12 protein-coding genes are annotated in these 12,619 nt (G+C 41.8%); 9 read left to right on the top strand and 3 right to left on the bottom strand.

What is annotated here, in order from left to right; all coding sequences use genetic code 11:
• Positions 1 to 394: 394 nt before the first annotated feature.
• The gene (locus tag QOW94_RS06495; protein ID WP_283679471.1) at positions 395 to 1,327 is read right to left on the bottom strand and encodes a LysR family transcriptional regulator; all 933 of its coding nucleotides are present in this window, start codon (positions 1,325 to 1,327) and stop codon (positions 395 to 397) included.
• 298 nt (positions 1,328 to 1,625) lie between these two features.
• Between QOW94_RS06495 and rpsN the strand changes: the two genes are divergently transcribed.
• From rpsN to QOW94_RS06460, 7 genes are all read left to right on the top strand, one after another.
• Positions 1,626 to 1,895, top strand: coding sequence for a 30S ribosomal protein S14 (rpsN, locus tag QOW94_RS06490; protein WP_283679474.1), 270 nt, complete (start codon positions 1,626 to 1,628; stop codon positions 1,893 to 1,895).
• A 105-nt stretch (positions 1,896 to 2,000) separates the two neighbouring features.
• Complete coding sequence (locus QOW94_RS06485; RefSeq protein WP_283679469.1) at positions 2,001 to 4,295, top strand: glycoside hydrolase family 65 protein; 2,295 nt, start codon at positions 2,001 to 2,003, stop codon at positions 4,293 to 4,295.
• Positions 4,296 to 4,396: 101 nt separating this feature from the next.
• On the top strand, positions 4,397 to 4,882 hold the full coding sequence (locus tag QOW94_RS06480; protein WP_283679467.1) for an arginine repressor: 486 nt from the start codon (positions 4,397 to 4,399) through the stop codon (positions 4,880 to 4,882).
• A 68-nt stretch (positions 4,883 to 4,950) separates the two neighbouring features.
• Positions 4,951 to 6,186 (top strand): arginine deiminase, encoded by a 1,236-nt coding sequence (gene arcA, locus QOW94_RS06475; protein WP_283679465.1) that lies wholly within the window; start codon positions 4,951 to 4,953, stop codon positions 6,184 to 6,186.
• Positions 6,187 to 6,207: 21 nt separating this feature from the next.
• Positions 6,208 to 7,239, top strand: coding sequence for an ornithine carbamoyltransferase (gene argF / locus QOW94_RS06470; RefSeq protein ID WP_283679462.1), 1,032 nt, complete (start codon positions 6,208 to 6,210; stop codon positions 7,237 to 7,239).
• 125 nt (positions 7,240 to 7,364) lie between these two features.
• Positions 7,365 to 7,793: a hypothetical protein gene (locus QOW94_RS06465; protein WP_283679460.1), complete on the top strand. Its 429-nt coding sequence runs from the start codon at positions 7,365 to 7,367 to the stop codon at positions 7,791 to 7,793.
• 114 nt (positions 7,794 to 7,907) lie between these two features.
• Positions 7,908 to 8,489: a methylated-DNA--[protein]-cysteine S-methyltransferase gene (locus QOW94_RS06460; protein WP_283679458.1), complete on the top strand. Its 582-nt coding sequence runs from the start codon at positions 7,908 to 7,910 to the stop codon at positions 8,487 to 8,489.
• Here the strand turns inward: QOW94_RS06460 and QOW94_RS06455 are convergent.
• Both QOW94_RS06455 and QOW94_RS06450 read right to left on the bottom strand, forming a co-directional pair.
• Positions 8,461 to 9,315 (bottom strand): SAM-dependent methyltransferase, encoded by an 855-nt coding sequence (locus QOW94_RS06455; protein ID WP_283679457.1) that lies wholly within the window; start codon positions 9,313 to 9,315, stop codon positions 8,461 to 8,463. The two genes, QOW94_RS06460 and QOW94_RS06455, sit on opposite strands and share 29 nt — an antisense overlap.
• A gap of 10 nt (positions 9,316 to 9,325) precedes the next feature.
• The gene (locus QOW94_RS06450) at positions 9,326 to 9,748 is read right to left on the bottom strand and encodes a helix-turn-helix domain-containing protein (protein ID WP_283679473.1); all 423 of its coding nucleotides are present in this window, start codon (positions 9,746 to 9,748) and stop codon (positions 9,326 to 9,328) included.
• 124 nt (positions 9,749 to 9,872) lie between these two features.
• Between QOW94_RS06450 and QOW94_RS06445 the strand changes: the two genes are divergently transcribed.
• Both QOW94_RS06445 and rny read left to right on the top strand, forming a co-directional pair.
• Positions 9,873 to 10,820: an alpha/beta hydrolase gene (locus QOW94_RS06445; RefSeq protein ID WP_283679455.1), complete on the top strand. Its 948-nt coding sequence runs from the start codon at positions 9,873 to 9,875 to the stop codon at positions 10,818 to 10,820.
• 80 nt (positions 10,821 to 10,900) lie between these two features.
• On the top strand, positions 10,901 to 12,466 hold the full coding sequence (gene rny, locus QOW94_RS06440; RefSeq protein ID WP_283679454.1) for a ribonuclease Y: 1,566 nt from the start codon (positions 10,901 to 10,903) through the stop codon (positions 12,464 to 12,466).
• The last annotated feature ends 153 nt before the right edge of the window (positions 12,467 to 12,619 follow it).

The raw sequence follows: 12,619 nt of genomic DNA, 5'->3' as shown, positions 1-12,619 counted from the left end.
AAATAAAAGCCGTCATGAGAAAGAGCACTCATAACGACTTTTACTATTAATATTATCAATTATTTGGATAGAGTGGCCACACACAGTAGCTGTCACGACTGACTCCACTACGTGTTCGTCAGTAAGTGTCATCCTTGTGGGGGCTCGCAAACGAAATAAAGGATTTCTGGCGCACTCCCAAAACGTGTTCTGAATTTCAGCTCTCTCCGTCTATACAAATAAAAGCCGTCATGAGAAAGAGCACTCATAACGACTTTTACTATTAATATTATCAATTATTTGGATAGAGTGGCCACACACAGTAGCTGTCACGACTGACTCCACTACGTGTTCGTCAGTAAGTGTCATCCTTGTGGGGGCTCACAAACGAAATCAAAGATTTCTGGTTCGCTCCCTATCTCTTCGGCGTATTTTCCTTTACCACTTCAGTAATGATGTTGACCAAATCTTCCACCGGTTCAGCCGTCTTCTTCGCCTTAATAAACGAGATCCCGAAGTCAGCCACCAAATCACTCGTTGGAATCTTGGCAATGTTAATGCCACCATTGTTTGAGTCAGTGAGTTCACTTGCATCCAAATATGATTCTGGAATGATCGAAGCGCCCACATGGTTGACAGCTAGCTCTGACGCTAGGCCAACATCAGGAACCTCAATGCTAAACTCAACGCTAACTCCGATGCTAGAAAGATAGCTTGCTACTAGGCGGTGGTAGTTGTTTTCGTGCGGAATGCTGACAAATGATTCCCCTGATAGTTTGGACATATCAAGGTCGGCGTAATCAACGAACAGCTTTCCTTCCTGGTACAGCTTTGAATTGTTAGGAATTACAAGAATCAATGGGATTTTTGCAATTGGCATATACTGGATTTTAGGGTTAGACAATGGTTGCCCAACAAAAAAGTCAAGCGATCCAGACATCAAGCGCTTCTCAGCATCTCTGCTAGGAACTGATAATATCTGGGCATGAACCTTTGGATATTTTTTATAAAACTTAACTAGTACTGGTTTGTAGATATCGTTAGATACGGCTTCGTTTGACGCAATCGTTAAATGACCGTACTTGAACTGTGACAGGTGGGTCATTTCGCGGTCAAGAGTTGCCCGGAGTTGGTCCTCTTCTCGCAAGAATGATAATAGGCGTTCACCTGCATAGGTTAGTTGAATCGGATGACTTGAACGATCAATCAACTTCACCCCGAAGTTGTCCTCAGCGTTCTTGATTACCCGACTAATATATGGTTGGGTCACAAACAAAGACTGAGCGGCCTTTGACATGTTTCCCTGTGCTTTTATTTCTTCTAGAAATGAAAGTAATTTACTGTTCATTGATAATTCTCCTTCAAGGGATGTTCTTCTTTGTGGTTTTAGGCGTTAAGCATAATATGCATAAACTTGTATGAATATTATACGGTACTTTCTTTTAATAAGCATGTGAAACGCTTATAATAAATCTAGGAGTATCAAGTGAAAAACAAGTACAATTATACTCACAGATGAAAAATTAGTAAAGGCTATGCACATATATTTTAAACAATTTAATTATACGTATCAGAATGATTGACAAAGAAATTCATTGTAGTATATTAAATGGTAATGAATACTATTTAAGAAAGAGGTAATCCCAATCGCAAAGACATCAAAGATCCAAAAAGAATTAAAGATTGAACGCACAGTTGCTAAGTACGCTGATTTGCGACGCGAATTAAAGAAGAAGGGTGACTACGCAGCTTTAAGCAAGCTCCCTCGGAATGCTTCTCCTACAAGAATTCACCGTCGTGACGAGCTTGATGGTCGTCCTCGCGGATACATGCGTAAATTCCACATGTCACGTCTTAACTTCAGACAACTTGCCCACAAAGGCCAACTTCCAGGCGTTAAAAAGGCAAGCTGGTAAACAATCGTTTAAAATTAATATATAATAAAGTAAAGCAATCTATTAGGATTGCTTTTTTTGATACGATTAAAAAGCTACATAAAATGAATTCATGGGAGTAACGATATGCGAATTGAGCAAAATCCAGAATTTCAAATTCATTTACAAAAATTGCAATCTAAAGAGCCTTTATTCTTAGAGACGATTTACAGTGTTGGTAATGGTCATATTGGGGTCCGTGATTCAAACCCACTCCAGGGGAATAATCCCAACTATGTTGGTACCCCAGGATTGTTTGTTAACGGTTTTTATGATTATTACCCATATAAGTATGGTGAGAAGTACCCCAATTATCCTGAGAACAATCAAGTGATCAACCGGTTATTTGACCCACGGTTTATTAGAATCATCGTTGGGGATGAAGATTCAGCGGTTGACTCTTTTGATGTGGAAACTGTTGATAAGAACTTGGATATGCAGACTGGAATGCTTCACGAAATATTTGCGGTTACTACCCCTGAAGGCAAAATTTTTAACTTGATAGTTCAAAGCTTTGCCAGTCTCCAAGAGCTAAATGTGTACGGCATTCGGTACGGGATCGTGCCCGTTAACTTTGATGACAACGTTGAAATTATTAAGGTTCATGATTATGTCAATCAGGCAACTAACCAAGTGGCAAATGACGTCAGGGTCGATGACGTTAAGGGGAATATGCAACTTGATTTTATTGATGACAATGGCCAGCCTAGTTATTTGATTACAACTTATAAGAGTCAGCAAGGATTGATTCTGACTTTTCAGGCGTCTGAACAAATGGATTATTTTAAAGATGACACCAACCATTGGGGCTACCGAACTAAGTACTTTGCTAAGAAGGGGACTCAAAAGGAATTTGAGTTTTTATTCTCAATTGGTGATATTCACCCATTAGTTAACGCACGGATGTACGCTGATCAGTATTTGTCCGCACTTAACGAGAAGGTCCGTGACACTAATTTTGATTCTGAGTTAATGGCTTCTGCCCAAGTCTGGCAGACATTCTGGCTCCACAGTGACGTTAAAATTGGTGGCGATCCAGAGGTTCAACTGTGTATTCGTTTCAATTTGTTCTCGCTAAATCAATCAGCAGGACGTAATGAGATGACGACGATTCCAGCTAAGGGACTAACGGGAAATGGCTATGGTGGTCATTACTTCTGGGATACCGAAATCTTCATGCTCCCGTTTTTCACCTATACCCAACCGGAGCTAGCCAAAAAGATGCTTATCTATCGTTATCACACTTTGGATATCGCGTTGAAACAAGCAACTCAGTTAGGCCTTAAAAAGGGAGCCTGGTTTGCATGGCAAACAATCAATGGTTATGACGCAAGTGCGTACTGGCCAGCTGGCTTAGCTCAAGTTCATATTAACGCTGACATTGCGTTTGCAATTGAACAGTACTATGAAGTGACTGGCGATGATGAATTCCTGTCCAATTATGGGTACGAAATTATTGTTGAAACGGCTCGGTTCTTCATGGAGTACGGTAATTATGCTGATATTGAGGGCAAACGGCGATTTGTGATTGATCGAGTCACGGGACCGGATGAATATAGTGCGGTTGTTGATAATAACTATTTCACCAACCACATGGCGAAGTTCAATTTACGAATGGTGGCGAAGTATGCAGAGCGGTTTGAAAACACTGAGTTGTCTAGAAAACTCAATCTTTCCGCTGAAGAAATCGATAAAATGACTCAGGCTGCTAATGATATGTACCTGCCGTTTGATAAGGAAAAGAATATTAAGCTCCAGTATCAAAACTTTAATCAAATGGCGGAAGTTAACCTTAAAAACGTGGATACCAGCAAATTTCCAATGCTGCTTCATTTCCACCCATTAATGCTTTATCGGACTCAGGTTAATAAGCAGGCCGATGTTATCATGTCCGATATCTTATTCCCACAAGGCTTTGATTTTGAACAGTTGAAGTCTAACTACGAGTTCTATGAACCAATCACGACTCACGACTCCTCCTTATCTAAGGCAATGTTTGCAATTGCGGCCACTCGAATTCATAAGGATGCTGAGGCGTACCGGTTCTTCTCACAGGCGGTTCAAACCGATCTTCAAAACTCACACCACAACACTGCAAACGGAATTCACGCTGGTAGTTTGGGAGCCGCATGGGAAGGGATTTTCTATGGTTTTGCGGGGGTCGTTAATAACGCCGAGTACTTTACGGTCAATCCTCGTTTGCCTGAACAGTGGAACAGTCTTCAATTCCGGTTCCACCTTTACGATAGTGAATACCGATTCACGATTTATGAGCACGAAATTATCGTTGAACTTTTGAGTGGTAAGGGAACGAAGATGAAACTGGCTGGTTCTGACTACAATATCACTAAGGAAGAACCAAAGCAGGAAATTAAATACTGATTAGAAATTAGCTGGAACGATTTGGGCTTTTGCGGTATTATTTTAGCAATAAGGCAAAACGCATAACCGCCACATGGTTAATTGTTAGATGGAGGCCCATGATGAAGAAGGACGTTCGCCAGGCGAAAATTGAACAAATTATCAATCAGACAACTGTCACCACGCAGGATGAGTTGATGAACAAACTTAACGAAGTGGGCATCAAAGTGACTCAGGCAACTTTGTCTCGGGATATTCGGGAGATGCAAATCGTTAAGCAACCCGATAGTTCTGGTAAGACCCGTTACATGATTTTTAAATCTGGGAACCAAAATGAGATGGAGCGGTTGAGCCGGATGATTTATAGTTCGGTGACTGAAGTAAAGCAAATTGAGTTTGTCAATGTTGTGCATACGCTTGCAAGTTATGCCAATCCACTGACTGCAGTAATCGATGATCTTAAGATGACAAACGTGGCTGGAACGATTGCTGGGTACGATACGATTGTTATTTTTAGCCCAGATAAAGAAGCTGCCCAAAAAGTGTCTGAAATGTTTAAACAATACGCTAATCCAGATCAGTTACTGGACTCAGTGCGACCAAATTAAAAAGTGAAGTCCTAGTGTTAAGATTCTTCTTATCGCTGGGACTTCTTTTGGAATCAGGAGGGTAAAAAATGGCATCAGCAATCAATGTGTATTCAGAGATTGGCAAATTAAAGACGGTAATGGTCAAACGACCAGGGGCTGAGCTTGAAAATATGACGCCGACAACGATGACCAACTTTTTGTTTGACGATATTCCGTATTTGAAAGAGGCTCAGCGGGAGCATGATGCTTTCACCAATACGCTAACAAGCCAAGGGGTCAATGTTCTTGAGCTAAGGACAATGGCGGTTCAGGCCGTGGCTAACCTTGATGAGCAAGGGAAAACAAGCTTCATTAACCAAATCGTATCTGAATCGGGATACCCGTCTGGTCAAATTCATGATGGGTTGACCGAGTATCTGGCAAGCTTGGCGACTGAAAAACTGGTCAACACCGCTCTGGTGGGACTGAAGAAGGATGATATAAAAATTAAGGGGGATGGTTTAGCAAACTTGGTAGCTGATGGCAACTCGTTATTCTATCTGGAACCAATGCCAAATCTATACTTTACGCGTGACCCATCAGCCTGTATTGGCAACGGTGTGAGCATCAGCAGTATGACCTTCCAAGCTCGTAAACGAGAGACTTTAATTTATGAACTGATTTACCGGCATCACCCATTATTTGCGAATAATTCGGTTTCGTTTTGGCGAACCCGGGACAGCTTATTTAATCTTGAGGGTGGGGATGAGTTAGTTTTAAATAGTCACGTGGTTGCTGTTGGCCTATCAGAGCGGACGGAAGCTAAAGCAATTGATGAATTAGCAAAGCAATTATTTACCAAGACTCAGTTCGATACGGTGCTAGCCGTTCGCATTCCTCACAATCACGCAATGATGCACCTTGATACGGTGTTTACAATGATCAATCATGACCAGTTCACGGTTTATCCAGGAATTATGGGAACTGATTCGAAAATCGATTGTTATATTGTTCAGCCAGGTAGCGAAGGTCAACTTAGGATTGACCACCAGACAGACTTACAGGCAAGTCTAAAACGCGTACTTGGTGAAAGTGAGATTGATTTGATTCCAACAGGAAATGCTGACCCCATTGCGGCTAGCCGTGAGCAGTGGAACGATGGCTCCAATACGCTGGCGATTGCCCCTGGAAAGGTGGTTACCTACGATCGTAACGTGGTATCAAACGAACTCCTTAGGAAACACGGCGTTGAGGTTTTAGAAATTCCATCGGGGGAGTTATCTCGAGGCAGGGGTGGACCTCGGTGCATGTCCTGCCCAATTTATCGTGAAAATATAGATTAACAACCAGAAAGGGTGCCAATTATGACAAACAACATTCAAAAAAGCGTGTTTCAAGGGAGAAGCGTTCTTGCGGAAAAAGACTTTACTGGAGCCGAGTTAGAATACTTGGTTGATTTCGGGCTACACCTAAAGGCATTGAAGAAAGCAGGGATTCCCCACCATTATCTAGAGGGGAAGAACCTAGCGTTGATCTTTGAAAAATCGTCGACCAGAACTCGGTCAGCGTTTACCACCGCCGCAATTGATTTGGGGGCTCACCCTGAGTACTTAGGTAAAGGTGACATTCAATTTGGCAAAAAGGAAAGTACCGCTGATACAGCCAAGGTATTAGGCCGGATGTATGACGGAATTGAATTTAGAGGGTTCAAACAGAGTGATGTTGAAATCCTTGCCAAGGAAAGTGGCGTTCCAGTCTGGAATGGTTTGACTGACGAATGGCATCCAACCCAAATGTTAGCTGACTTTATGACTATCAAAGAGAACTTTGGTAAGCTGCAAGGCATTACGCTTACATACATGGGTGATGGTCGAAATAATATGGCTAACTCCTACTTGGTTGCGGGAGCGATTGTTGGTTTGAATGTTCACATCGTATCACCAAAGAGTCTGTTCCCAGCTCAGGAAATCCAGGATATCGCTAACGAAGCAGCTGCCAAGTCCGGTGCCAAACTGCTAATTACGGACGACCTGGATGAGGGGCTCAAAGGATCAAATATTGTCTGCACCGATGTGTGGGTTTCAATGGGTGAGGACAACTGGGCTGAACGAATTAAATTGTTACATCCATACCAAGTTAATATGGCAGCATTAAAGAAAACCGGAACGCCTGACGATGAACTAATTTTCATGCACTGCTTACCAGCCTTTCATAACACTGAAACGGAGTATGGGAAGGAAATTGAACAGAAGTATGGTCTGACCGAGATGGAAGTTACTGATGAGGTGTTTACCAGCAAATACGGTCGGCAATTTGATGAGGCTGAAAATCGGATGCATTCAATCAAAGCAATGATGGCCGCAACACTTGGAAACCTTTTTATTCCAACGGTTTAGCCAATTATTTCAATTAAGGCACTTTGGTTTCAAAAATGAAAAAACTATGACTTTTTGCCCAAACCGCTTGATTATTTCAGTTATCCACCGATAATAGGAATATCTGCATAAAAAGAGGTTATTTAATGAAGAAAATTATCAACATTGTCGGAATTACAGTAATCACCGTCCTTAGTGGCTTCTTACTGATGGTAAGTACAGGCCAGCACGTCAGCGCTAAGGCCACTGCAATTCCCAAGACGATTAGGGGTAGCTGGTACCAATACTTAGGGAACGGTCATTATTCAAAGGTGACGTTTTCAAAACATAAAGTTCTCTACGTTAACTACTACGGATCCAAGTATCATAAGCAGGGACCGGATGTGGTCAATGCAAGTAAGAAAAAGCATGGTTGGTATGAAATCAAAGATAGTGATCAGAAGTCTGGCTTGGGAACGTATTACCGAGTGAAGAAAAGTAGTGACAAGAGTCAGCTTCAGGTGGCATATGGTAAGAAGATAACGAGAAACAAGAGTATCAATTACTATGAGACAAGGGCGCAGGCTAAAGACTAGCTGGGGTTCAACTTTGTAAATCATGTTTGTAAGCCTGCAAAGTCCGCTGACATTATTTATGGATAGCGGTTTCATGTTAGAATAGTCTTATCAATACAGTTTGGAGAGATTTTAATGCAGAAAATTTATTGGGACAGCGTGGAGTATAACAATACCCCGTTCTTTTTCACTATCACTGATAAGGGGCTTAACTTCGTTGGTAGCCCTGATAAACCCCTATCAGAATTTTTTGACTTTTATCCAAACGCCAAATTTACATCAGAATTTCTTAACGATAGCGATAAAACTGATGAATACGTTGATCAATTCAAAGACTATTTTGAAGGCAAGTCAAAGCGCTTTGACCTTCCAATCGACTATGATTATGTAGGCGGGACTGACTTTCAGCGCGAAGTATGGCAAGAATTAACCAATATTCCATATGGTAAAACGAAAACGTACTCGGAAATTGCTGATGAAATAAGTAAACCAAAGGCCAGCAGAGCTGTTGGCCACGCAGTTGCTCTCAATCCGCTGCTAATCGTTATTCCTTGCCATCGGGTAGTTAGAGAAGATGGTAGTCTTGGAGGCTATCGCGGTGGGGAAAAACAAAAAAAGGCCCTGCTCTCACTTGAAAGCACCGCCCCAGTTAGGAAAAGTTTGATAAAAAAATTACCGCTACCTAAACTTAGTGAACTAGGTAGACCTGATCTTTAATTAAATCGAATGGTTTGTGGTGGTCATTGATTTTGGCAATTTCAGCTGAATCAGTGTAGTTCGCTGCCTCCCAGAATTTTTTGGAGTTAGTAGCACCATTCTTCTCGCCGATGACAATCAGCTTTAGCTGGTCGTTGTCGGCTTTTCTAATTGCCTGGAGAACCTGATAGTCGATTGGATCTTTATCGGGGGACCAGCTCATAATAATATAGTTGACCTGACTTTGATACTTGTCGATGGCAGCGAGAGCATCCAGCTTTTCTACAGGAATGGTTTGGTGCTTGCCAGTTTGATTTTCTGATGTCCATGCCAGGTTATCGGTTGGGTAAACATTGACTCCTAGTCCCTTAAGTCCCTTTGAGATATAGCCATTACCAGCCATGATTTCTAAGACCGAGTTATCGCCGATAAATTCCGCTAGACTCTTAACAAACGGCGCTGAGATATATGCCCACATACCGTAAGTTTCTTCCAAGTAGTCTCTAAATGAGCGTAGCATTTTATCTAAATCAGGAAGGGCGTCAGAGAACTGGTTCCAAAGTTTATCACCCTTAGGATCCCCTTTATCAAATTTAGCGTCAATATCTTTAAAGATTCGGTCCTGAATATCATTCGGCAAGATTAGCTGTGGTAGCTCTTGGGGAAGGAGTCCAGCTCCGACTAAGTGATCAGCTTCGATGACGTTATTGATTAGAAACTTAACGTCAGGATAGTCGTTAAACAATTCTCGGTAGTTTTGCAGTTTGGCAATGTAGCCGGATTCCTGTTTAGGAGCTGTTGCGCGCTTTTTCTTCAATAATTGCTTTTTCTTCTTGTTTGAAATCATAATCCACCCATTAATCGTCAGAAATATTTAAGTCCAATTGTTCTTGCATTCCGTTCAAGGTATTGCTGGTACCGCGATTTTCCTTGCCATGCAGGTAACCGGATATCAATTGATAGATCTCGTAACGGTCTGCTGAGCTAATGTCTTGACCGTTAAACTTGAGGTTTTTGTCTGAGATGAACAGCTTACCTAAGTCGTAAGAAGTGTTGTCGGATAAGCCGGTGATGTAGTCCATGGTCACATCAAAAAACTGGGCTAGTTTTTGGACTTCAACGTACGATGGCGTTCTAACTCCGCGCTCCCAGTTACCGATTTGTGGTGATGTATTTTTATGACTTTCATCCGTTGGAAACATTTTGTTGAGCCCATCTGCTAGTCCCTCTAACGTTAGATGCTGACCAGTTCTTAGTGCTCGAAGTCGTTCTGAAAACATATAACCACCTACCTTATTAGTTATATTATACTTCAAAATCGCACCCAAAAAAATTAATGATTTGGTTAATGGGCTGATGTGTTATCATTATCCAAGTAACTTAATGACTGAGGAATGAAATAAGATGAAGAAAAAGACCAAGGTAATGTTAGCAGTCGGCGGCTCAATCATTGGATTAGCCGCGATTGGTTTGTTTGGAGCGGGAATGTATTTCTACCAAGTCGCGGTAGTGCCAGCTCCCAAGACGTTTTTATCGAAAGATAAACCAATTAAAAAGAGTAGTCCGTTGTACCCTGCTGAACAGTGGTACAAGAATGCTGATAAGCAAAAATGGACGGAGATTTCTGCTGGTAAGGATTTAAAGCTAGATGCAAATTATATTGCAGCTGATAAGAAGACCAATAAAACGGTGCTAATTGCTCATGGTTTTATGAGCAATAAGGATAAGATGTTTTCATACGCTTACATGTTTCATAATCTTGGCTATAACGTGTTACTCCCAGACGCTCGGGGCCACGGCAAGAGCCAGGGGAATTACATTGGTTTTGGTTGGCCAGAACGATTAGACTACAAGAAATGGATCAACCAAGTAATTGAGAAAAATGGTCAGAATTCAGAAATTGTTGTCTTCGGAGTTAGCATGGGTGGAGCCACCACAATGATGACTAGTGGCGTCAAGGGACTGCCTGATCAGGTTAAGGCGTTTGTTGAGGACTGTGGTTATACTAACGCTGATGCTGAAATTTCGTACCAGGCAAAGGAATTGTACAATATGCCACGGTGGCCATTAGTTCCAATTGTAAGTATGATTACTCAGGTCAAGGATGGCTACAACTTTAAGGAAGCAAGCTCAATCAACCAGTTAAAGAAAAATCATAAACCAATGTTGTTTATTCACGGCAGTAAGGATAAGTTTGTGCCAACAAAGATGGTTTACTCACTTTATGATGCAACAAAGGGGCCAAAGGAGTTGTGGCTCTCAAAGGGAGCTGCTCACGCCCAGTCATTCCAGAAGCACCCAAAGGAATATACGAGAAAGGTAAAGAATTTCTTGGCTAAGTATGTTCATTAGCAGGAAAAAGGTTGCGTAAGTTGTTATAATACTAGTGGTTAGTTTTTTTACGAAGGGAGGTAACCGGGATTTTAATTTTAATGATAGTACTTGCCGCGATAATCGGTGGTGGTACTGGCTTTTATTTGCAAAAGAAAAAGCATGAACAAGAAATCCAGGAGGCATACCAAAAGGCTTCCCAAATTATAGCTGATGCTAAGGTTGAGGCAGCGGATAAGCATGATAAAGTCATTCAGTCTGGAAAACAGCGGGTGGATGAATACCGTGAATCAAATGAAGAAGAATTGGCGAGCTATGAAGCTGATAATCGGACCAGAGAGTCAAGAATTGCACAGCGTCAGCGAGCCAATGATTCTACTCAACAGCGACTTGATCAGACTCATACCCGGTTAGCTGAACGACGAGTTGAACTCGATGAAGAAAAGGCTGAAATTGCAAAGCTTCATGATAAGGAGCAAGAACTTCAGCAACAAAGATTATCGAATTTACAGGATCGAGCGAATATGACGTGGGATAACGCTAAAGATGAAATTCTATCTAACTTGGCAGATGATCTGAAGAAAGAACGGGATGTTGAAATCCGGTATCTTAATGATGAATCAGAAGTTGAGGCACCAAAAATCGCTAGAATTTTGGCTGAAGATTCCATTCAACGAGGAACCCAAGATTACCCACGTGAGCACACGGAACATTCTATTCAGTTTAACGATAACGGCTCCAAACAAAAGCTGGTGGGTAAGGATAACATTAATTTGCGGTACATTGAGTCACTGGCCGGAGTGGATTTGATTTTTGATCCTGATGATAATAAATTGATGCACATTGCAACGTCTGACCCCGTACGACGGGAAATTGCTAGAAATACTATCAATAATTTGATGGTATTACGACAAGTTAATGCGCAGACGATTGAACAGCAGATCAATATGGCTACCAATGATATTATGACCGACATTAGAAAAGTTGGTGAAGATACCGTTACTAGTTTGCACATTGGATTTGTTCATCCAGATTTAATGAAGATTATTGGTCGGTTAAAGTACCGAACAAGTTATGGTCAAAACGTGTTGAACCATTCGATCGAAGTGGCCCAAATTGCTGGTCTATTGGCATCTGAGCTTGGCTTTGATGTTCGAATCGCTAGACGTGCCGGACTCTTACATGATGTTGGTAAGGCAATTGACCACGATGTTGACGGTACTCACGTTGAGTTGGGGGTTAAGATTGCCGAAACGTTTGGCGAAGACGAGCGGGTTATCAACGCAATTGCCTCTCACCATGGTGACGTTGAGGTAACGACCCCAATTGCAAATCTGGTGGCAGCTGGAGATTCGATTTCTGGTGGTCGACCAGGGGCAAGAAGTGAATCGGTTGAAGAATACATTAACCGATTACGAAGTCTTGAACATATTGCTAGCCAAAAGGATGGAGTTAAGGAGAGTTACGCTATCCAGGCTGGTCGTGAAATTAGAATTATGGTGGATCCGCAACAGGTTGATGACAGGAAGTTGAAGTTGTTGACGAATGATGTGAAGGATCAGATTCAGGATGAGCTCACTTATCCAGGGAAGATAAAGGTTACTTCGATTAGAAGTTTTAAGGCCGTGTCGTTTGTGGGTAAGGAGAGAAGAAGGAAGAAAGCGTAGAGTGCGAAAACAATCGGGTGATTCCGAGGATTAAGGGAATAAGGGTTATTATGGTGGTTTGCCATAATAGCCCTTATTTTTTTAAACGTAGGAATCAGATTGTTTGAGCACGTTTTGGCTGTGTAAATAGCGTGCATCTGTTTTATAAGCGGA

This window comes from Lentilactobacillus sp. Marseille-Q4993 (assembly GCF_951230165.1).
GTDB lineage: Bacteria > Bacillota > Bacilli > Lactobacillales > Lactobacillaceae > Lentilactobacillus.
The sequence above is the reverse complement of the archived record's forward strand: the minus strand, read 5'-3'. Positions and strand labels throughout refer to the sequence as shown.